Annotated in this window: 18 protein-coding genes and 1 pseudogene; 7 read left to right on the top strand and 12 right to left on the bottom strand. The window is 72.9% G+C overall.

What is annotated here, in order from left to right; all coding sequences use genetic code 11:
• Positions 1-6 precede the first annotated feature (6 nt).
• The 7 genes from ACZ3ZD_RS29705 to ACZ3ZD_RS29675 all read right to left on the bottom strand — a co-directional run bounded on the left by ACZ3ZD_RS29705 (position 7) and on the right by ACZ3ZD_RS29675 (position 7,257).
• Positions 7-1,224, bottom strand: coding sequence for a cytochrome P450 (locus tag ACZ3ZD_RS29705; RefSeq protein ID WP_467403820.1), 1,218 nt, complete (start codon positions 1,222-1,224; stop codon positions 7-9).
• Positions 1,221-2,285 (bottom strand): type III polyketide synthase, encoded by a 1,065-nt coding sequence (locus ACZ3ZD_RS29700; RefSeq protein ID WP_467403816.1) that lies wholly within the window; start codon positions 2,283-2,285, stop codon positions 1,221-1,223. Before ACZ3ZD_RS29700 ends, ACZ3ZD_RS29705 begins: the two co-directional genes overlap by 4 nt.
• 195 nt (positions 2,286-2,480) lie before the next feature.
• Positions 2,481-2,714: a DUF6213 family protein gene (locus ACZ3ZD_RS29695; protein WP_467403814.1), complete on the bottom strand. Its 234-nt coding sequence runs from the start codon at positions 2,712-2,714 to the stop codon at positions 2,481-2,483.
• 26 nt (positions 2,715-2,740) lie between these two features.
• A complete protein-coding gene (locus tag ACZ3ZD_RS29690) occupies positions 2,741-4,126 on the bottom strand; it encodes an NADP-dependent succinic semialdehyde dehydrogenase (protein WP_467403811.1) in 1,386 nt (461 codons plus the stop codon).
• A 107-nt stretch (positions 4,127-4,233) separates the two neighbouring features.
• A complete protein-coding gene (locus ACZ3ZD_RS29685; RefSeq protein WP_467403808.1) occupies positions 4,234-4,707 on the bottom strand; it encodes an NUDIX hydrolase in 474 nt (157 codons plus the stop codon).
• On the bottom strand, positions 4,704-6,242 hold the full coding sequence (locus ACZ3ZD_RS29680; protein WP_467403804.1) for an ATP-dependent DNA ligase: 1,539 nt from the start codon (positions 6,240-6,242) through the stop codon (positions 4,704-4,706). Before ACZ3ZD_RS29680 ends, ACZ3ZD_RS29685 begins: the two co-directional genes overlap by 4 nt.
• A 76-nt stretch (positions 6,243-6,318) precedes the next feature.
• Positions 6,319-7,257: an NAD(P)/FAD-dependent oxidoreductase gene (locus ACZ3ZD_RS29675; protein WP_467403801.1), complete on the bottom strand. Its 939-nt coding sequence runs from the start codon at positions 7,255-7,257 to the stop codon at positions 6,319-6,321.
• A 66-nt stretch (positions 7,258-7,323) separates the two neighbouring features.
• Here ACZ3ZD_RS29675 and ACZ3ZD_RS29670 point away from each other — a divergent pair, with 66 nt between their 5' ends.
• The 5 genes from ACZ3ZD_RS29670 (at position 7,324) to ACZ3ZD_RS29650 (ending at position 11,505) form a co-directional block, all read left to right on the top strand.
• Positions 7,324-7,896, top strand: coding sequence for a helix-turn-helix domain-containing protein (locus tag ACZ3ZD_RS29670; RefSeq protein WP_467403798.1), 573 nt, complete (start codon positions 7,324-7,326; stop codon positions 7,894-7,896).
• Between the two features lie 86 nt (positions 7,897-7,982).
• Positions 7,983-8,948, top strand: coding sequence for an NADPH:quinone oxidoreductase family protein (locus ACZ3ZD_RS29665; protein ID WP_467403795.1), 966 nt, complete (start codon positions 7,983-7,985; stop codon positions 8,946-8,948).
• Positions 8,945-10,126 carry an acyl-CoA dehydrogenase family protein gene (locus ACZ3ZD_RS29660; RefSeq protein WP_467403791.1) on the top strand — a complete coding sequence of 394 codons (1,182 nt, stop codon included), beginning with the start codon at positions 8,945-8,947 and terminating at the stop codon, positions 10,124-10,126. The genes ACZ3ZD_RS29665 and ACZ3ZD_RS29660 overlap by 4 nt, the downstream gene beginning before the upstream one ends.
• Positions 10,123-11,196, top strand: coding sequence for an acyl-CoA dehydrogenase family protein (locus ACZ3ZD_RS29655; protein ID WP_467403789.1), 1,074 nt, complete (start codon positions 10,123-10,125; stop codon positions 11,194-11,196). Before ACZ3ZD_RS29660 ends, ACZ3ZD_RS29655 begins: the two co-directional genes overlap by 4 nt.
• A gap of 114 nt (positions 11,197-11,310) precedes the next feature.
• The gene (locus ACZ3ZD_RS29650; protein ID WP_467403786.1) at positions 11,311-11,505 is read left to right on the top strand and encodes a hypothetical protein; all 195 of its coding nucleotides are present in this window, start codon (positions 11,311-11,313) and stop codon (positions 11,503-11,505) included.
• Positions 11,506-11,557: 52 nt separating this feature from the next.
• Here the strand turns inward: ACZ3ZD_RS29650 and ACZ3ZD_RS29645 are convergent, their stop codons facing one another.
• Positions 11,558-12,748: a phosphodiester glycosidase family protein gene (locus ACZ3ZD_RS29645; protein ID WP_467403783.1), complete on the bottom strand. Its 1,191-nt coding sequence runs from the start codon at positions 12,746-12,748 to the stop codon at positions 11,558-11,560.
• Between the two features lie 395 nt (positions 12,749-13,143).
• Between ACZ3ZD_RS29645 and ACZ3ZD_RS29640 the strand changes: the two are divergent.
• Positions 13,144-13,755 (top strand): annotated as a pseudogene (locus tag ACZ3ZD_RS29640) (TROVE domain-containing protein); the annotation flags it as partial.
• Between the two features lie 59 nt (positions 13,756-13,814).
• On the opposite strand, the gene ACZ3ZD_RS29635 reads toward ACZ3ZD_RS29640, so the two are convergent.
• The 4 genes from ACZ3ZD_RS29635 to ACZ3ZD_RS29620 all read right to left on the bottom strand — a co-directional run bounded on the left by ACZ3ZD_RS29635 (position 13,815) and on the right by ACZ3ZD_RS29620 (position 19,550).
• Complete coding sequence (locus tag ACZ3ZD_RS29635; protein ID WP_467403780.1) at positions 13,815-14,453, bottom strand: DedA family protein; 639 nt, start codon at positions 14,451-14,453, stop codon at positions 13,815-13,817.
• A 107-nt stretch (positions 14,454-14,560) separates the two neighbouring features.
• Entirely contained in the window at positions 14,561-15,940 is a 1,380-nt protein-coding gene (locus ACZ3ZD_RS29630; RefSeq protein ID WP_467403776.1) for a glycoside hydrolase family 43 protein, read from the bottom strand.
• 242 nt (positions 15,941-16,182) lie between these two features.
• Positions 16,183-17,937, bottom strand: a complete 1,755-nt coding sequence (locus ACZ3ZD_RS29625; protein ID WP_467403773.1) for a cellulase family glycosylhydrolase — start codon at positions 17,935-17,937, stop codon at positions 16,183-16,185.
• Positions 17,938-18,038: 101 nt separating this feature from the next.
• Positions 18,039-19,550: a glycoside hydrolase family 43 protein gene (locus tag ACZ3ZD_RS29620; RefSeq protein WP_467403771.1), complete on the bottom strand. Its 1,512-nt coding sequence runs from the start codon at positions 19,548-19,550 to the stop codon at positions 18,039-18,041.
• 440 nt (positions 19,551-19,990) lie between these two features.
• On the opposite strand from ACZ3ZD_RS29620, the gene ACZ3ZD_RS29615 reads away from it, so the two are divergent.
• Positions 19,991-20,737, top strand: coding sequence for an alpha/beta hydrolase family protein (locus ACZ3ZD_RS29615; RefSeq protein WP_467403768.1), 747 nt, complete (start codon positions 19,991-19,993; stop codon positions 20,735-20,737).
• Positions 20,738-20,948: the final 211 nt, after the last annotated feature.

Raw genomic sequence — 20,948 nt, 5'->3', positions numbered from 1 at the left:
AGCGGCTCACCAGGTCACCGGGAGGCACGCCGGCCCCCGGATCAACGCGCCCTTGCGGAACGTCACTTGATCCGGTGGTACGGCCAGTCTGAGGCCCGGTATCCGGTCCAGCAGGGCGTTCATCAGCAGTTCCTCCTCGAGTCGGGCCAGCATGCCGCCGGGGCAGTAGTGCGGGCCGAAGCCGAAGGCCACGTGCGGGTTCGGGCTGCGGGAGAGGTCGAGGGTGTCGGGGTCGGTGAAGACGGCCGGGTCGCGGTTGGCGGCCAGGTAGGAGACGTACACCGGGTCGCCGGCGCGGATGCGGACGCCGCCGACGTCCACGTCCGCGAGGGCGATCCGGGACAGGCCGACCGCGTTGCGGTGCGGGATCCAGCGCAGGAGTTCGTCGATCGCCCGGGGGCGCAGCTCCGGCTCCGCGCGCAGCCGCCTCAGCAGGCCGGGGCGGGTCAGCAGCAGGTAGAACAGCTGCCCGCTGTTGTGGGTGACCGCCTCGCCGCCGATCTGGAGCAGGACGGCGAGGCCGGCGGCCTCCTTCGGTGTGACCTCGCCCCGGCCCACGGCGGCGCCGAGCAGCGAGGTGACGTCCTCGCCGGTGCTGTCCGCGCGCAGGGCGATCAGGTCGGCGAAGTAGGCGCTCATCTCCCGCTTGGCTCTCTCGCTGACGTCCCTGCCGTGCGCTGCGGACAGGATCAGCTGGGTCCAGGTGTGCAGGGCGTGCCGGTCGCCGGCCGGGACGCCCATCAGCTCGCAGATCACCGCGATCGGGAACGGGCCGAGGACCGCCGCCGTGAGATCCGCGGGCGGACCGCCCAGGAGCAGGTCGTCCACCATGCCGGCCAGCACGGCGCGGGCCCGGGCGCGGACCCGCTCGACGCCCTTCGCCGTGAAGGCGGCGGCGACCGAGCGGCGCAGCCGGGTGTGGTCGGGCGGGTCGAGGAAGCCGACCGCGTCCCGGTCGGGGATGAAGTGCGGGGCGAGCCGGGTGACCTGCCGGTCCATGACCGCGGCACGGCTGAAGACGGGGTCATTGGTCACTTTGCGTACGTCGTCGTACCGGGTGACCAGCCAGGCCCAGCCCTCGCCGTTGGGCAGCTGGACCCGGGTGACCGGGCCCTCGGCCATCAGCTCCGCCAGCACCGGGTCGAAGTCCGTGCCGGTGAGGTCGAGCGCCGGCCAGTGCCGGACCGGGGGCCGGGTCTCGGGGAGCGTGGACTGCTCGATCATCGGCTGTCCCCGTCGGCGTTGACCCAGCGGCCCACCGTCATCTCGGCGGTGATGCCGGGGCCGAAGCCGGCGAGCAGTCCACGGGCGTGGTCCTCGGCGCCGCCCTCGTCGAAGAGCCGGCGCAGCGCGTCCAGGACGACGGCGCTGGCGATGTTGCCGTACTCGGTGAGCGTGGCCCTGCTGAACCGGAAGGCATGCGGGTCGACCTGCAGGAACTTGCTGAGGTCGTCGAGTATTCGGGGCCCGCCCGCGTGGATGATGTAGAAGTCCAGGTCGGACGCGTCCCAGCCGTGGCTGCCCGCCAGGTCCTTCAGCGCCGGGGCGAGCGGCTCCATGGTCGCGGGCACCCGCTTGTCCAGCAGGAAGTGGAAGCCGGTGGCCCGGACGTCGTAGGCGATCCAGTCCTCGGTCTTCGGGATCAGGTAGGAGCCGTTGCGCTCCAGGGTGACGCCCGTGCCGCCGCGCCCGCGCACCACGGCGGCGGCGATGCCGTCACCGAAGAGTCCGTTCGAGAGCAGCGAGCCGACGCCGATGTCGGTGGGCTGGTAGCACAGCGAGCAGAACTCGCAGGCCACGATCAGCGCGTTGGCGTGCGGATAGGCCGAGCAGAAGTCGTGCGCCCGGTTGATCGCGGCACCGCCGGCCGCGCAGCCCAGCTGGGCGATGGGGAGCTGGCGGGTGGTGCTGTCGAAGTCCATCTCGTTGATCAGCCACGCCGTGAGCGAGGGCATCATGAACCCGGTGCACGACACGTAGATGATCACGTCGATGTCGCTGGTGAGCAGCTCCGCGTCGTCCAGCGCCCGCTGGATCACCGCCGGCACGCGGGCCTTGGCCTCGGCCTCGTAGAGCTTGTTGCGCTCCTCGAAACCCGGATGCTTCAGGGTCTCCTCGATGGGCTGCACGATGTGCCGCGTCCTGACGCCGGTGTTCTCGATCAGCCTCAGGGCGAGTGGCAGTTGGGGGTGGCCCGCGTGGCGGGAGCGCGCCAGCTCCAGCGTCTCCTCCATCGTGATCACGTGCTCCGGGACCGACACCGAGGGTCTGCACAAAGTCGCCATGAACCGTCCCTGCTTTCCGCTCTCCGAAGGGCCTGGGCCCCCGGCCAGAAGGTGGGTTCACCTCTGTGGGTGCTCCACCCACCGTCACCCGGGAGGACGACGATCTCGCGTTGGATTACTCCGAACCGGGGACGCGGGGGTCCGGCGCGCAGGGCGATTCATGCCGCCGGACGAGGGAAAACAGGGAAACGGGCGTTACGGCGCCCCGCTGCTGTGCGCGATGCAGGCGACGTCGATGCGGTCCGCCAGTTTCGCCAGCTCGATGGTCAGCGCGGCGACCGTGTCCTCGTCCAGCGCCTGCTCCCCGGCCTCGACCAGGTGCAGCCACCGCGCACCCACGGTCCGCAACAACTTACTCACGTCGGCCGCGGCCACCTGCAAGGTACCGCGGTCGTCGACGATCAGAGGCAGGGTCACTTCGCGGTTCACAGAACGGGATGGTAGTCGCGCGGTGCTCACGCACCCTGCCAAACCGTGGTGATGTTGCAGAACTCCCGGATTCCGTGCCCGGACAGCTCACGCCCGTACCCGGACCGCTTCACCCCGCCGAACGGGAACGCCGGATGGGAGGCGGTCATCCCGTTGACGTACACGGCGCCGGCCTCCAGGTCCCGCGCGAACCGCTCCACCTCGCTGTCGTCCCGCGTCCAGACGTTCGAACTCAGGCCGAACGGCGAGTCGTTGGCGATCAGCACGGCCTCGTCCAGGTCGTCCGCCCGGTACAGCGTGGCGACCGGTCCGAAGGCCTCCTCGCGGTGGATGCGCATCTCCCGGGTGATGCCGGCGAGGACGGTCGGCGGGTAGTACCAGCCGGGTCCGTCCGGCCGCTGTCCGCCGCACAGCACCTCGGCCCCGCTGCGCCGGGCGTCGTCCACCAGCTCCTCCAGGTCGGTCCTGCCCCGCTCGCTGGCGAGCGGCCCGATCTCGGTGTCCTCCGCGAGCGGGTCGCCGGTCCTGAGCGCCTTCATGCCCGCGACGAACTTCTCGGCGAAGGCGTCGTAGACGTCGGTGTGCACGATGAACCGCTTGGCGGCGATGCAGGACTGCCCGTTGTTCTGCACGCGCGCGGTCACCGCGACCTCGGCCGCGCGGTCCAGGTCCGCCGAGGGCATGACGACGTAGGGATCGCTGCCGCCCAGCTCCAGCACCGTCTTCTTGATCATCTGGCCGGAGGTGGACGCGACCGCCCGGCCCGCGGGCTCGCTGCCGGTCAGGGTGGCCGCCTTCACGCGGTCGTCGCGCAGGAGGTCGTCCACCGCGCCGGAGCCGATGAGCAGCGTCTGGAAGCAGCCCTCGGGGAAGCCGGCCCGGTGGAACAGGTCCTCCAGGTACAAAGCCGTCTGCGGGACGTTGGAGGCGTGCTTGAGCAGGCCCACGTTGCCCGCCATCAGCGCGGGCGCGGCGAACCGGACCACCTGCCACAGCGGGAAGTTCCAGGGCATCACGGCGAGGACCGGGCCGAGCGGCCGGTAGCGGACCCGGACCCGGGAGGCGCCGGAGTCGCGCACGTCCGTCTCGGGGGGCTCCTCGTCGGCCAGCAGCCCCTCGGCGCGTTCGGCGTACCAGCGCATCGCCTTGGCGCACTTCGCGGCCTCCGCGCGGGCCTGCCGGACGGGCTTGCCCATCTCGGTGGTCATGATCCGGCCGATCTCCGGCTGGTCCTCGTCCAGCAGGTCGGCGGCCTTGTTCAGCAGTCGGGCGCGGTCGGCGAAGGAGGTCGTCCGGTACGTGCGGAAGGTGGCCTCGGCGAGTTCGAGCCGGCGTTCCAGCTCGTCCTCGTCCATGGGCTCGTACGTCTTGAGCGTCTCGCCGTTCGCCGGGTTCACCGTCGCGATGGGCATGGCTGACCTCCCTGGGAGCGGGCTTGTCTCGACCTTCGCGCGCGACCCCGCGCGTCGCAACGCGGCGGTCCCTCGGGCGGCCTCACGGTCGCCTCCGGGGCGCGTTCCTAGCCCGAGTGCTCCGCCAGCCGGTCGAGAAACGCGGCCTGCGCCGTGACGATCACCTCACGGGCCCGGTCCAGGGCGAACCACGCCACCCGGTCCAGCTCCGGGAACTCCTGGAGCCGGCCGGACCGCGGCGGCCACTCCATCGTGAAGGTCCCCGGGGTGATCGTCTCCGGGTCGAGGTCCGCCGCCACCGCCCACGCCGTGACGATCTTGCCGTTGCGCTGCGCCACCTCGCCGAGCGGTACGGCCTCCCCGTCGGGCGGCGCCACCCCCAGCTCCTCCCGGAACTCGCGCCGGGCCGCCTCCCAGGCGGGCTCCTCCGGGTCGTACTCGCCCTTCGGCACCGTCCAGGCTCCGGCCTCCTTCTTCGCCCACAGCGGGCCGCCCATATGGCCGAGCAACACCTCCAGACCCTGATCGGTGTGCCGGAACAGCAACAGTCCCGCGCTGCGCTTCGTCGTCCGCACCGTCACGGCGTGACCTCCGGGTGGGCTGCCAGCAGGGTCTCCACGGTATCGGCGTCCTCGGGGCGCTTGTCCTCGCGGTAGCGGACCACGCGGGCGAAGCGCAGGGTGACGCCGGCCGGGTAGCGGGAGGAGCGCTGGAGGCCGTCGTAGGCGATCTCCACGACGAGTTCGGGGCGGACCCGGACTCCCCAGCCCTCGTCCTCGACCGCCAGCTCACGGAGCCGGCCGGTCTGCCAGGCGAGCATCGCGTCGGTCATGCCCTTGAAGGTCTTGCCGAGCATCGTGAAACCGCCGTCCGGGGTGCGGGCGCCCAGGTGCAGGTTGGACAGCCTGCCGGTGCGGCGGCCGTGGCCCCATTCGGCGGCCAGCACCACCAGGTCCAGGGTGTGCACGGGCTTGACCTTGAGCCAGGCGGCGCCGCGCCGGCCCGCGCTGTACGGCGCGTCGAGCGCCTTGACCACCACGCCCTCGTGACCCCGGGCCAGGGTGTCGGCGAGGAACCGTTCCGCCTCCGCGATGCCCTGCGCCCCCGGGACCAGCGTGCGCCGCACCCGCATCGGCTCGGGCACCAGCCGGGCCAGTTCCGCGTGCCGCTCGGTGAACGGCAGGTCCAGCAGGTCCCGGCCGTCGACCGCGAGGGCGTCGAAGAAGACGGGGGAGACCGGGGTCTGCCCGGCGGCCTTCGCCACGTCGGTGCGCGAGCCGACCCGGCCCGCCGTCTCCTGGAAGGACCGGGGCCGGCCCGCCGCGTCGAAGGAGATCACCTCCCCGTCCAGGATGAACCGCTCGCCCCGCAACTCCAGCGCGGCCGCCGTCACTTCGGGCAGCCGGTCGGTGATGTCGTCCAGGGTGCGGGTGTGGATCCGTACCGTGTCGCCGTCCCGGTGCACCTGGACCCGGATGCCGTCCAGCTTCTCCTCCACCGCGCAGGCGCCCAGCTTCTCCACCGCCTCGGCGACCGAGGAGGCGCTGTGCGCCAGCATCGGCAGCACGGGCCGGCCGACCGTGAGCCGGAACCGCTCCAGCGCGCCGGGCCCCTCGCCGAGCAGGGCCTGGGCCACCGTCTGCAGCGAGCCCGCGAGCATCACGGCCCGCCGTACGTCCGCCGGGTCGGCGCCGGTCGCCCGGGCGAGGCCCTCCACCGCGACCGCGTCCAGGGCGCCCTGCCGGACCTCGCCGGTGAGCAGGCCGAGCAGGAAGCGCTGCTCCTCCTCGGTGGCCGCGCCCATCAGCGCGCCGACCAGCCGGGCCCGCTCCGCCTGGGAGCCGGCGCCGCCCACCTTGCCCAGTTCGCTCAGCCGGGCGTCGACCTCGCGCACGGTGAGGGACGGTTCGGCGGCCGGCGGGACCGGGCGGCCCAGCACCTTCCAGCCGACCCCGAGGCGCCCCTGCGGCAGGCGTCCGGCCAGGTACGGGATGACGATCGGCACGTCGTCCGCCTCCGCGTCCCGGAACAGCTCCGCGAGCAGCGCGATCTTCCGGGACCGGGCCGCCGTCGCGGCGACCTCCCGGGACACCTGGGCCAACCGGGTCAGCAGCATGCCGCCATGGTGCCTCAGCGGCCCGCCGGGTGCGTGGTGGCCGGTGGTGCCCGCGCGGCGGCGCCCACACCGGACCTCAGGACGTCCGCGCCGCCAGGTCGTCCATCAGCAGCTCCCCGTTGATGGCCACCCCTGCCCGGTGTCCCCCGCTCGCCGCGTTGACCACCTGCTCTGCGAAGCCGCTCGCGTTGCCCGCCGCCCACAGGCCGGGCACGCTCGTCAGGCCCCGTTCGTCGGTCACCGGGTAGCTGCCGAAGGGCGTCTCGCGCAGCCGCGCGCCCAGCCGCACGAGCAGCTCGTTGTTCGGGACCGCGCGCGGGGCGGCGTACAGGACCTCGCGGTCGTGGACCGTGCCGTCCGCGAGCCGGACACCGGTGAGGCGGTCGCCGGTGATCACCAGCTCCGCCACCTCGCCGGGGACGACCCCGACGCCGGCGGCGGCCAGCAGGCGCAGGTCCTCGTCGGTCAGGTCGGACTCGCCGAGCTCGTGCAGGAAGAGCCGTACGTCCTTGGACCACCGGGTGACCAGGAGCGCCTGGTGGACGCTCAGCGGTGTGGTGGCGAGGACGCCGGTGGGCAGGTCGCGGGCCTCCCAGCCGTGGCAGTAGGGGCAGTGGAGCACGTCCCGGCCGAACCGTTCGGCGAGGCCGGGCAGCGGCGGCAGTTCGTCCCTCAGACCGGTCGCGATCACCAGCTGCCGGGCCCGTACGACCCGGCCGCCGGCCAGGCGGACGGTGAAGTCCCCGTCCGCATCCCGGGCCGCGTCCTCGACCCGGCCCCGGACCAGCTCCACCCCGTACCGGGCGATCTCCTCCCGCCCGACGGCCAGGAACGCGGCCGGGGACATGCCGTCCCGGGACAGATAGCCGTGCAGGTGCGCGGACGGCGCGTTGCGGGGCTCGCCCGCGTCGACGACCAGAGTCCGGCGCCGGGAGCGGCCCAGGACCAGCGCGGCGGACAGCCCGGCGGCCCCGCCGCCGACGATGACGACTTCGTAGGTGTGGTGTGCGGTCATGGCACGACGGTCGTCCGAGCGGTGCGGGATTGACAAGCGTGTTTGCCAGTCCCGCAAACTGGGGTCATGAGTACCGACGACGTCCTGGCGGACGTGGGCCCGAGGCTGCGCCGGATCCGCAGGGAGCGGGAGGTGACCCTGGCCGCGCTGTCCGAGGCCACCGGAATCTCGGTGAGCACGCTCTCCCGGCTGGAGTCCGGCCTGCGCAGACCCAGCCTCGAACTGCTGCTGCCGATCGCCCAGGCCCACCAGGTGCCGCTGGACGAGCTGGTCGGCGCGCCGCCGGTCGGCGATCCCCGGGTGCGGGCCAGGCCGATCGTGCGCGACGGGCGGACGATGTACCCGCTCACCCGGCAGCCCGGCGGGCTCCAGGCCTACAAGGTGATCGAGAAGCCGCGGACGGGCGAGCCGGACCCCCGCACCCACGAGGGCTACGAGTGGCTGTACGTGCTGGCCGGGCGGCTGCGGCTGGTGCTCGGCCCCCACGATGTCGTGCTGTCCGCGGGCGAGGCGGCCGAGTTCGACACCCGGGTGCCGCACTGGTTCGGGGCGGCGGGGGAGGGGCCGGTGGAGTACCTGAGCCTGTTCGGGCCGCAGGGCGAGCGGATGCACGTGAGGGCGCGACCCGCCCGCACGTGACCCACGCAACTGTTCCCTGAACGACAAGCGACCGCTTAGTATGCCGTCGAGCCCGGTCAGACGAAGCAGTCCCGTGGAGGCCCCGCATGCAGGCATGGCAAGTGCACGAGAACGGCGAGCCGAGCGAGGTGATGCGCCTGGCGGAGGTGGAGCCGCCCACGCCCGCCGACGGCCAGGTGCTGCTGCGGGTGCGCGCCGCCAATGTCAACTTCCCGGACGCGCTGCTGTGCCGGGGCCAGTACCAGATCCGCCCGCCGCTGCCGTTCACGCCGGGCGTGGAGATCTGCGGCGAGACCGAGGACGGCCGCCGGGTGATCGCCAACCCCGCGCTGCCCCACGGCGGTTTCGCCGAGTACGCCCTCGCCGACGCCCGTGCCCTGCTCCCCGCGCCCGATTCGCTGGACGACGCCGAGGCCGCCGCCCTGCACATCGGCTACCAGACCGGCTGGTTCGGTCTGCACCGCCGCGCCCGCCTGGAGGCCGGCGAGACCCTGCTGGTGCACGCCGCCGCCGGTGGCGTGGGCAGCGCCGCCGTACAGCTCGGCAAGGCGGCCGGCGCCACCGTCATCGGTGTCGTGGGCGGCGCGGACAAGGCCGCCGTCGCCCGGCGGCTGGGCTGCGACGTGGTGGTCGACCGGCACGCCGAGGACGTCGTCGCCGCCGTCAAGGAGGCCACCGGCGGCCGGGGCGCCGACGTGGTCTACGACCCCGTAGGCGGCGCCGCCTACACCCAGTCCGCCAAGCTGGTCGCCTTCGAGGGCCGGATCGTCGTCGTCGGCTTCGCCAGCGGCACCATCCCGAGCCCCGCCCTCAACCACGCCCTGGTGAAGAACTACTCGATCGTCGGCCTGCACTGGGGCCTGTACAACACCAGGAACCCCAAGCTGGTCCTGGAGTGCCACGAGCAGCTCACCGACATGGCCGCCCGGGGCGCGATCGCGCCACTGGTGAGCGAGCGGGTGCCGCTGGGCGAGGCCGCCGTGGCCGTGCAGAAGGTGGCGGACGGCCACTCCACCGGCCGGATCACCGTGGTGATGGAGGGAGCGGCATGACCGACGCCCAGGAACTGCGCCGCCGCACACGGGAGTTGCTGGCCGCGCATCCGCCCGCCGACACCGCCCGGGCGGACTTCCTGCGGGCCCGCTTCGACGCCGGCCTCGCCTGGGTGCACTACCCGGAGGGCCTCGGCGGCCTCGGCGCCCCGCGATCCCTCCAAGGCGTCGTGGACGCCGAACTGGAGGCCGCCGGCGCCCCCGACAACGACCCCCGGCGCATCGGCATCGGCCTCGGCATGGCCGCGCCGACCCTCCTCAAGTACGGCACCGACGAGCAGAAGCGACGCTTCCTGCGGCCCCTGTGGACCGGGGAGGAGGTCTGGTGCCAGCTGTTCAGCGAGCCCGGCGCCGGCTCCGACCTGGCCGCGCTCGGCACCCGGGCCGTACGCGAGGGCGACGGCTGGGTGGTCAACGGGCAGAAGGTGTGGACCTCCAGCGCCCACATCGCCCGCTGGGCCATCCTCATCGCCCGCACCGACCCGGACGTGCCCAAGCACCAGGGCATCACCTACTTCGTCTGCGACATGACCGACCCGGGCGTCGAGGTCCGGCCGCTGCGCCAGATCACCGGCGAGGCCGAGTTCAACGAGGTCTTCCTCACCGACGTCCGCATCCCCGACTCCCGCCGCCTCGGCGAGGTCGGTGACGGCTGGCGCGTCGCCCAGACGACGCTGAACAACGAACGTGTCGCCATCGGCGGCATGGCCCTGCCCCGCGAGGGCGGCATGATCGGGCCGGTCGCGCGGACCTGGCGCGAACGCCCGGACCTGCGCACCCACGACCTGCACCAGCGGCTGCTGAAGCTGTGGGTCGAGGCCGAGGTGTCCCGGCTCACCGCCGAACGCCTGCGCCAGCAGCTCACCGTCGGCCAGCCCGGCCCCGAGGGCGCCGGCATGAAGCTCGCCTTCGCCCGCCTCAACCAGGAGATCAGCGGCCTGGAGGTCGAGCTCCGCGGCGAGGAGGGCCTGTTGTACGACGACTGGACCATGCGCCGCCCGGAGCTGGTCGACTTCACCGGCCGGGACGCCGGATACCGCTATCTGCGCTCCAAGGGCAACAGCATCGAGGGCGGGACCAGCGAGGTCCTGCTGAACATCGTCGCCGAGCGCGTCCTGGGCCTGCCCGCCGAGCCGCGCACCGACAAGGACGTCGCCTGGAAGGACCTCGCCCGATGACGGATCTGCTGTACTCCGAGGAGGAAGAGGCGCTGCGGGCCGCCGTCCGCGACCTGCTCACCGACCACTGCGCACCGGCCGACGTGATCGCCCGCGGCGAGTCGGGCACCCCGTTCGACCGCGCCCTGTGGAAGTCCCTCGCCGAGGGCATGGGCCTGGCCGGCCTGCTGGTGCCCGAGGAACAGGGCGGCCAGGGCGCGACCCACCGCGAAGTCGCCGTCGTACTGGAGGAGCTGGGCCGTGCGGTCGCCCCGCTGCCGTATCTGACCAGCGCGGTCGTGGCCACCGAGGCGCTGCTGGCCTGCGGCGACCGGGAGCTGACGGCGCAGCTCGCCTCCGGCCGCACCATCGGCGTGCTCGCGGTCGGCCTCGCCACGGCACCGGGCGCCGACGTCACGGCCGTCCGGGTCGAGAACGGCACCCTGCACGGGGAGTTGACGGGGATCGCGGACGCGGCCGTCGCCGACGTGCTGCTCGTCCCGGCCGACGACGGCGGCCTGTACGCCGTCACCGCCGACGCCGTCACCCTCACCCCGCAGCTCTCCCTGGACCTGACCCGCCCGCTCGCCACCGTCACCCTCGCCGGCGCGGCGGGCCGCCGTGTCGGCGACGCGGAGCCCGCCGTACGCCGTGCCCTGCGTGCCGCCGCCGGACTGCTCGCCTCCGAGCAACTGGGCGTGGCCGACTGGGCGTTGACGGAGACGGTCCGGTACCTGAAGGAGCGCAAGCAGTTCAACCGGCCGGTCGGCGGCTTCCAGGCGCTCAAGCACCGGCTCGCCCAGCTGTGGCTGGAGACCGTCAATCTCCGGGCCGCCGCCCGCGCTGCCGCCGACGCGCTCACCTCCGGCGAGGACACCGACCTCACGGTGGCCGTCGCCCAGGCATACGCCGCCCCCGTCGCCGTACGCGCCACGGAGGAGGCGCTGCAGCTGCACGGCGGGATCGGCATGACCTGGGAGCACCCCGTCCACCTGTACCTGAAGCGGGCCAAGGCGGACTCCATCGCCTACGGCACGGCGGGCGCCCACCGCGAGATCCTGGCCGAACTGGCCGACCTCCAGGCTCCCTGACCGCCGGCGGCGACACCACACGTTCGGAGGACACGCCAGCCGCCCGGACGAACCCTCCGCTACGCCACACTTGCGGCCGAACGCCGCACACGGGGCGTGGCGGAGGAGGTTCCGATGGCGATTTCCATCTCTGTGGTGCTGCTGCTCCTGATCCTGGCCGTGATCTTCATGCGCAACGGCGCGCTGAAGGTCTCCCACGCCCTGGTATGCATGCTGCTCGGCTTCTACCTCGCCAGCACGAGCATGGCGCCCACCATCCACAGCGGGCTCACCGCCACCGCCGACCTGGTGAGCGGCCTGCGCCCCTGAACAACCCCCGCGCCCGCCCCGCGCGCCCGGTCTCAGGGGCTCTCGGCGGGTCTCACGGGGTCGAGAAGACGCCGATGCCGTCGGGCACCGGGCGTTCGGCGCCGCCGCTCGGGTGGTTGCGCACCGACACGGCGGACGCGCCGGAGCCGCGGGTGACCAGCTCCGCCGAGCCGCCCCCGTCGAGGTTGAAGGCGTCGGTGGCACCCAGGGACCGCATGGTCCGCGCCTCCTCCGCGACGGTCAGCCCGGTACGGTAGGCCGCCGCGCCGTCCAGTACCAGGAGCAGCAACCGCCGGCCACCGTCCTTGAAGCCGACGGCCGTGCGCACCGCCGAGGAGGCGGTGTCCAGGCCCGACAGCGGAGTGCCGGCGCGCAGGATCGGGAAGCCGCCGATCGCGAACGTGTACGGCGTCGCGGACGAGGACGCCACCAGGGTGTGCGCGACGTCCACCGGGTCACCGACCGACAGCTCGCGCAGCTCCCGCGCGCCCGCCTCGCGGCCCAGCAGGACCGTGGTGCCCGCCGGGATCGTGCCGCTTCCCGGGGCGTCGGAGGCGGAGACCACCCTGCCGCCGCGCACCTTCACCTCGTACGTGTCATCGCTGCACGGCGCCGACCGCCGGCTGTCGGTGCCGCACACGGCCCGCACCCGGGAGGCGCTGCCCCAGCGGGCGGTGAAGGCGCCGACGGAGCCCACGGGGAGCGCGTACTGGTTCAGCCCCCTGAGCGGCAGCCGTCCCTGCGGCGTGCCGACCGAGCCGGTGAGGGAGAGGCGGTCCAGCCGGGCCCGGCCGTCGCTGCCCACCCCGAACACGTCCCGGGTGCTGCCGCCCGTGGGCAGCGCGGGCCCGAACCGCTGGCCGTTCGGCACCGCCGCCTTGAGCACCTCTCCGCCGGCCACCGCCGGTCCGACGGGGGCGCCGGTGGCCTCCACCCCCGGGTGCTGCGTCTCGGTGATGTCGAAGAAGTCCCCGTTCACCCCGGCGACCGCCCCGGCCGCGTCCGCCATCCGGGAGACCGTCGCCCGGGCCGCCACCGCGCCCGGGTGCAGCAGGTCCACGCGCACGTGCGGATCGGCGAGGTCCACCGTGACCAGGTGGCCGCGGGCCGTGCCCGCGGCCGCGGGGACGTCGAACTGCCGGTAGGTGACGCCGGGCGCGAGCCGTCTGCCCGCGAGTGCGGCACCGGCCGGTGCCGCACCCGCCAGGGACGCGCCGGCCAGCACACCGAACGCCGTGGCCACCGTGAGAACCGTTCTGCCCGCTGCCGAACGCCTTCGACGTCTCGTCACCCTGTCCCCTGAAGTCTCGTCAGCTGATCTGTCCGCAGGGGCAGTGCACCAGACTCGGGTGGCCGGGTGGCCGTTCCGGAGATGATGACGCCGGAACGGGTGAGAAAACGCACCCCCTCGGGTGCCTGCGACGCGACACCGCGGCGGCGCCGGGGCGCCGGATGCCGGCGGGGCCGTGCCCGTCGTCAAGTCGCCGGCCGTTAATCGCTGGTGGGCGGCCCGGTGGCCCTTGTACGGTGGGCGGCGCGACCGCGCCCGCGGTGCGCCCGGCTGCGGCTACTTCCTTCTGACGACCAAGTGACGCCGCCGCCCTCGTGGGCGAGCAGTTCGCCGGGTTCGTCGGCGCGCAGTTCCCCTTCCGCTACCTGGCCGCCCACCGGCACGCGCCGTCGCCGCGCTGGGCCGCCGCGCTGGAACGGGCCCTGGGCCACTCCCTGGCCAATGTGCCGTCCCTCCCCGGCCGGACCCTGATCCTGGTGGACCGGTCCGACTCGATGTTCTGGGACACCGTCTCCGAGCGCTCCCGGCTCACCCGGGCGGACGCGGCGGCCGTGTTCGGCACCGCGCCGGCCCTGCGGGCCGAGCACGCGGACCTGGTGGAGTTCGGCTGGAACAGCGCACAGGTGCCGTTCGAGCCGGGTGAGCCGGTGCTGGAGGTACTGCAACGGTTCCACGCCCTCGGGGGCACATGCACCACCAAGGCGGTGCGGACGCACTACCGGGGACACGACCGGGTCCTGATCGTCACCGACGAACAGGCCGCCCCCGACCACCCCGGCGGACCGGCCGACCCGGTCCCGGCCGACGTCCCCGTCTACACGTGGAACCTGGCGGGGTACCGGCCGGCCCACGGCCCCACGGGCCCCCACCGGCACACGTTCGGCGGTCTGACGGACGCCGCGTTCCGGATGGTCGTCCTCGCGGAGGCCGGCCGCGAGGCCGCCTGGCCGTGGACCGCCGAGCCGGCCGAGCCCCGGCAGGCGTCGGCCTGCGGTGGGCCGTGGCCGGGCCGACCGGTTCAGCGCGGGGAGTCGCGTCGCTCGCGGCGGGCGCGCAGGGCCGCCGGGAGCAGGGGGAGCAGCGACACGACGACCACCAGGGCGACCAGCGGCAGCAGGTAGTCGTCGATGTGGGGGACCGAGGCGCCCAGGGTGTACCCGGCGAGCACCAGGGTCTGCGACCACAGCACCCCGCCCACCGTCTGCCAGAGGGTGAAGATGCCGGTCGGCACGCCGAGGACGCCGGCCACCGGGTGCAGTACCGAGCGCAGCAGCGGTACGAAGCGGCCGATCACCAGCGCCTTGCCGTGGCCGTAGCGCGCCAGCAGCCGCTCGGCCCGGGCCACAGCCGCCTTCACCCGGCCGTGGGAGGTGCGCGCGAGCAGCGCCCGGCCGCCGTGCCGCCCGATCAGATAGCCGACCTGTCCGCCCGCCACCGCCCCGACGGCCGCGCACACCAGCACCTGCCACAGCGCCAGCCGCGGGGGCTGGTCGGCGCTGCCCGCGCACAGCACCCCGGCCGGGAACAGCAGAGTGTCCCCGGGCAGGAAGAAGCCGACGACCAGCAGACCCGACTCGGCGAAGACGACCGCCAGCACGCCCAGCGCGCCGAAGGCGGCCAGCACCGAGGCGCTGTCCAACGGGTTGACGGCGATCACCGGCCGAGCCTCCTGGCCTCCTCGGGGACGTCCGCTCCCCAGCATCGCGCGCCCGCCACCCTCGTGCGCGCGATGGCGTGGATCGGCCTGCCGGCGCCGGTGGCGGGTCAGTAGCCGACGCGGAACGTCGCGTCCTGCCGGTCGGTGGCCGTCGCGACCGGGTCGATCCGCAGGACGTAGTCGGAGTGGCGGAGGTAGCGGGTGGGGTAGTTGTGCGAGCGGAACGACGACCAGCTCGCGTCCGCCAGGCCCGCCGTACGGTGGAAGGTGGCGTCCGCCGCGAACGTCGACGTGCCGTCGTTGACGTCCAGGCGCAGCTGGTAGTCGTAGTGGCGCAGATAGCGGGTGGGCTGGTCGACCGACCGGAAGGAGACGCCGCCGCTGTCGGCGAGGCCGGGAACGAGCTGCCACAGCGAGTCGCGGTACGGGTCGAAGGGGTACTCGTCGATGCGGCCGACGTAGTCGGCGTGGCGGACGTAACGGGCCGGGTAGTTGTAGGACTTGAGCCGGTTCCAGGCGGGGGCGCCCCACCGGGCCACGAGGTTGTCGTACTCCGTGGTGGTGAGGGGGGTGATCCCGCAGTGCTTGGAGTTGACCGGCTGGGTGTAGGCCTTCTGGTCGAGGGCGGTCCAGGTGCCCGAGGCGAGATCGCCGGTCTGCCAGGCGTAGAAGACGCCGTTGGGCGTGTAGGTGTCTCCCCAGAGGTACCAGCCGTTCGGCGCCTTGACCAGGGTGGGTGCCTCCGTGCCGCCGTGTGCGACGCCGGTGCTGAACTCGGTGAAGCTGCCCGGGGCGAGACTGGTGGAGCGGGCGCCGACCAGTGTCTGGTCCTTCTTGAAGTAGAGGTAGTTGACCCCGTTCACGCCCACCGCCATGTCCCCGTCGATCACGTCGTAGCCGGGGTCGAAGAAGACCTGCGGGGCGGAGGCGGTGACGAAGTCGGTGGTGTAGTTCACCATGATGACGTTGTGGCCGCTGGAGTTCACGGCGGAGTAGATGAGCGCGTACTGGCGCCGCCCCGCGTCCCAGAAGGCTTCCGGGGCCCAGGCGTGGGTGTTCATGTCGTGCACCTTCAGCCGGTGGTAGCCGGTGAAGGTCCGCAGGTCGGTGGAGTTCCACACGTGCACGTACTGGCTGACGTAGTTCCAGTCCGTGCCCTTGAGGTCGGTGGCGAGGACGACGAACGTGCCGTCCTGCTTGCGCAGGATGAACGGGTCGCGCAGCCCGAGCGCGCCCTCGGTGGGGGTGAGAACGGGGTTGTTCTGGTTCAGTGGCATCCAGTTGAGCGAGTCGGTGCTGACGGCCAGGTGGAGGCCGTAGTCGCTGCCGGTGCCGTTCGGCGACTCGGTGAAGTAGGCCATCGCGTACGCCGTGCCGGCCGCGTGGGCGGTGCCGGCTCCGGCGCCCAGCACACCGGTGACGGCGAGGGGGGTGGCGGCGGCCATGCCGAGCAAGGAGCGCCGGGAGAGGTGGGGTCCGCGGGTCATGGGTGCTCCAGGGCGAGACGGAGAGATCCAGGATGGTCGGTATGCCGAACGCGGTTCGGTTGTCCGGTCGGACCGTAGGTGTGCGGTCATGCCCCCGTCAATGACCGTGCCGCCGATTCACAGGGGTGCGGCCTCCGGGTGCCGGCCGCCCGGCGCGGGTCGTGCTGGCCGAGGCTGCCCTCAGGGTGTGCCGGTGAACCCTGGCCGCCCGGGTGGGGCGACCAGGGCTTGGGGCCGGTCGGTCAGGACGTCGTGCCGGTCACCGCACCGCCGGACTTGGTCACCTGGTACGTGACGGTGGCGCCGCTCCAGAAGTGGAAGGTGAGCGTCACCGGTGCGCCGTCGTGCAGCGCGTTCAGGAAGTCGGCGGTGAGGACGAGCCTGCCGCCCGGGTAGTCGGGGGTGAAGGCGCTGTTGAACTCCTGGTACGGCGTCCAGTCGGCCTGACCGGCGTTGCCGCCGTCGGCGTACCTGGCCTCCATGGTCGCCAGCACGTCACCCCGGTACTGCGTGGGAATGCCGAACGAGCTGGTCGTGCCGGTCGCGTTCGACAGCACCGGGGTGTCGTACGTGAGCACGTCGATCCGCCAGGGGACCCCGCGGGAGAAGCGGGCCTGGAGGGTCGCGTCGACGCCGTAGGCACGGTCGCCGGTCAGCCGGGTGAGGGCGGTGGCGGTGAGGGTGAGCTGGTCGCCGGAGAGGGTGTAGTCCCGGCCCGCGACGAGCCGGGTGTCGCCCTGCCACAGGCCCTGGAACGTGGTGCCGTTGGGGTTGAGCGTGAGCGTCCGGGCGGTGATCGGGGCGGACTTCGCCACGAAGACCCGATCGGAGGAGGCGGTGCCCGAGCGGGTGGTCCAGCTGGACCTGACCGCGGCGAACAGGGCGGGGTCGCGCCACTGGAGCGTGGAGCGGTTCAGGAACGAACCGGCGTCCCACAGTGCGGTGGTGACCTTGGCGGTGCGCGCCTGATAGCCGAGCTGCTCGAAGTACTTGAGCCCCTCACCGTGTTCGACGGCGTCAACACGGGTGTAGTCAGGCCAGCTCAGCAGGCCGTACTCGCCCAGGTAGACGGGGATGCCCTTGGCGACGAACGTGTCGTGCATGCGGGCGAAGGCGTCGGCCATGTCCTGTTGCGAGGTGGCGTCGAAGTGGGTGCCGCCGGCGATGTTCACGCTGAACGGGTACCAGCCGTAGTAGTGCACGGTGGCGACCAGGTTGCTGTCGTGCAGGGCGCTCATCGTGCCGGCCAGGTTGTCCATCAGGTCCTGGGAGGGCGTGCAGCCCAGCGTGGGCAGCACGAGCAGGCGAGTGGTGTTCCCGCCGCCCGAGGAGCGGACGATGGTGTGGAACGAGGTGTTCAGCTCGTCGAGGAACTCGGTCTTCTGGGCGTCCGTGGCGTTGTTGAACTGCGGCTCGTTGACGCTCTCGAAGAGCAGGCCGCGCGGCTCGTCCCGGAAGGCCGTGGCGATCTGGGTCCAGGTGGCCTTGTAGCGGGCGAGCACCGTGTCGTGGTCGGTCGCCATGTTCGCGATCCACTGCCAGGAGTCGTGGTGGACGTTGAGCACGACGTAGAGGCCGTCGGCGAGCGCCCAGTCGACCACCTGCTTCACGCGGTTCAGGAAGGCGGCGTCGATGGTGTACGGCGCGGTGGCGGACTGGTGGTCGGTCCAGGTCACCGGGATGCGGACGCTGTGGAAGCCCCGCGCGCGGAGGGGGTCGAACAGGGCCTTCGTGACCGCCGGGTTGCCCCAGGAGGTCTCGTCGGGGATCGCGTCCAGGGTGTTGCCCAGGTTCCAGCCGGGCTGCATCGCGGCCACGGCGTCCATGGCGCGCGCCGGAACCCCGGCCGTCGTCCGCGACGGTTTCCGGTGGCCGTCGGTCGCGGCGAACGTGGTGCCGGCGGACAGTCCGAGCGTGACGAGCAGCGCCAGCAGAAGTGCCGCCAGGCGGCCGGGGCCACGGCTGCGGTGGCGCGCGGGTTGACCGGTGTCCTTCACGTGTCGTCCCTTTCGGTCGGTCGGTCGTGCGGGGGATCGGATCCGGGGGCGCGCGGCGACGAGGTGCGAGCGGCCGCGCCGCCGGCGTGCTCTCGCGCGGCTCAGTCGGGCAGGGGTGCGTAGTCGAACCAGTCGAAGTGGACGGTGGCCGCCGTGGCGTACATGCCGAGGACACGGCCGGTGAAGCCGCCGGCGACCTCGGTCGACAGGTAGCGGCCGTCGAGTGCGGCGAGCGCGGTGAACGTGCCGTCGGCTTCCTCGACGCCGAGGGAGACGATGTCGGGCCCGGTGCGCGGCCCGTGCGGGAGCGGCGGGCTCGTGACCGTCACGCCGAGGACCAGCGGCCCGGCGGGCACGGGCCGGGTCGCCACGACCGTGCGCAGGTCGCCGACGCGCGCGATCACCCGTACCTGGGTGGCGGTGGCCTCCACGGCGTAGTGGTGCCGCTCGTCCAGCCGTACGGCGAGACCACCGCGGCCCTCCCGGGCGTCGACCAGGGTGCGGGCCCGGCAGGCCAGGTGCTGCTGGCGGCGCCCGGTGAAGACGGCGTCGGGCGCGTCCAGTGAGTCGCCCCGCGCGCGGAGCGTCAGCCAACCGGGGCGCTCCTTGGTGGTGCAGTGCTCGGCGGGCCGGTCGCGCAGCGAGATCCAGTACGGCCGCAGCTCGCCGAGGTCGAAGTCGTCGCGCTGCTCCTCGGCGGGGCCGGGAACGAGCGGCCGCGGGGGCGCGGGCGGCTGCAGGGCCGGCTCGCCGACGACCGGCCAGCCGTCCTGCCAGGTCACAGGCGCCAGGAAGGTCTCCCGGCCGAGCACGTGCCAGCCGGGGGTGCCGCCGCGCGGCCGTACCCCGAGCAGCACCATCCACCAGGAGCCGTCGGGAGCCTGCACGAGGTCCGCGTGGCCGGTGTTCTGCACGGAGTGGTCGGTGCCGCGGTGGGTGAGGACCGGGTTGGCCGGGCACGGCTCGAACGGGCCGTCGGGGGCGCGGCCGCGGGCGATGGACACGCCGTGACCGCGCTCGGTGCCGCCCTCGGCGATGAGCAGGTACCAGTAGCCGCCGATCCGGTACAGGTGCGGGGCCTCGGGGGCCTTGGCGCCGGGGGTGCCGGACCAGAGCGTGCGCGGCGGCCCGTACGTCCGCCCGGTGGACGGGTCGATGCGGACCTGGGCGACACCGGCGACCGTGCACCAGCAGGTGCCGTCCTCGTCCCAGGCCAGGTCCGGGTCGATGCCGGGCACGCCGGGCAGGCGGACCGGATCGGACCACGGCCCGGCGGGGTCGGTGGCGGTGACGAGCAGGTTGCCGCCGCCCTCGCTGACGTTCGTGACGATCAGCCAGAAACGTCCGTCGTGGTGGCGCAGGGTCGGGGCGTAGATCCCGGCCGAGGACGGAGTGTCCACCGGCAGGCTCAGCTGGCTCGGCCGGTCCAGGGCGTTGCCGATCTGCGTCCAGTGCACCAGGTCACGGCTGTGGAAGACGGGCACGCCGGGGAAGTACTCGAAGCTGGAGCACGCCAGATAGTAGTCCTCGCCCACACGGCAGACGCTGGGATCGGGGTGGAAGCCCGGGATCACGGGGTTGGCCGCGGGAGCGGTCCGGTGCGGAGGGGACACCCCAACTGTCCTTTCGAAGCGCTTCAATGGACAGGGGGGAAGGTAACGGCGGGGTATGCGCGAGACAAGGGCTTGGACATCAATAGCCCTGAGGTTTCTGAGGTGTGGCCATGGCTACGGAGTCGCGACCCCTAGTCGATGCGCTTCGACGAAGCGTGCCGGACCGGCAAGTCACCGCAGAAACGAACGAGCGGAAGTCGGCGGACGGTCCGGCGCAGCCTGCGGCGCACGGCGGAGGCCGGAACAGGTACCGGAGAAAAAGAGGTTGTACGGATGATCACCGGGCGGGTAGCTTTCAGCCGACCGTGACACCGCCCGAGGAGGTGAGACCCGTGAACGCTGTATGCACGTGGGTGCTCCCCCTTCCCGTCACGGCCGGCGACTGACACAGGTGCCGCCGGGAGCGCCTCGACACCAGGCACTCCCGAAAGGCACCACCTGTGCACTCTCTGCAGTTCACCACCGAGTCCTCGTCGAACGGCGTACTCGAACGCGACTTCACCCTGGGCGATGTCCCCGGCGTCCTCTGGTCGCCGGCCTCCGGCCCGGCCGCTCGTGCACCCCTCGTCCTGATGGCCCACGGCGGCGGCAACCACAAGAAGCACCCGGCGATGTCCGGCCGCGCCCGGCTCCTCGTGACCGGCTGCGGCTTCCACGTCGCCGTCATCGATGCACCCGGTCACGGCGACCGGCCGCGCACGGCGCACGACGAGGCGGAGATCGCCGAGCTGTTCCGGGCGAGGGCGGCGGGAGAGCCGGAAGGCCCGATCGTCGTGCGCTACAACGACCACCTGGCCGGGATCGCCGTGCCCGAGTACCGGGCGCTGCTGGACGCTCTCCAGGAACTCCCGGAGATCGGCGACGACGGGCCGGTCGGCTTCTGGGGCATCAACATGGGCACGGCGATCGGCGTCCCGTTCGTGGCCGTCGAACCCAGGGTCACCGCCGCGGTCTTCGGTCAGCACTGGCCCGACGCCCTGGCCGACAAGGCGAAGCAGATCACCATCCCGATCGAGTTCGACCTGCAGTGGGACGACGAGCACATCTCGCGCGAGGAGGGACTCGCGCTGTTCGACGCCTTCGCCTCGAAGGAGAAGTCCTTGCACGTCAACTCCGGCAAGCACAAGGAGCTGCCCAGGTTCGAGGCCGACAGCGCGGTCCGGTTCCTCGCTCGACACCTGAGCTGACACCCACCCCTCGGGCGCCGGGCGAGTTCGGCGGTGGTGCGGCCATGACGTCAGCGGTTCCGTGCCGAGCCTGGCGGGCCAGGTCGTCCGGCACGGTGTCGCCGTCGAGGACTAGTTGTTCTGTCCGGGGAGGTTGTGGACGGGTGAGTCAGATCTCGGCTGAGGGATCTTGAACGGGTGAGGGCCTTCCGGTTCGGTGTGGATTGCGACG

Source organism: Streptomyces sp. NPDC023481, assembly GCF_055560195.1.
Note: the sequence above shows the minus strand (reverse complement) of the source record. Positions and strands in the feature narration are given on the sequence as shown.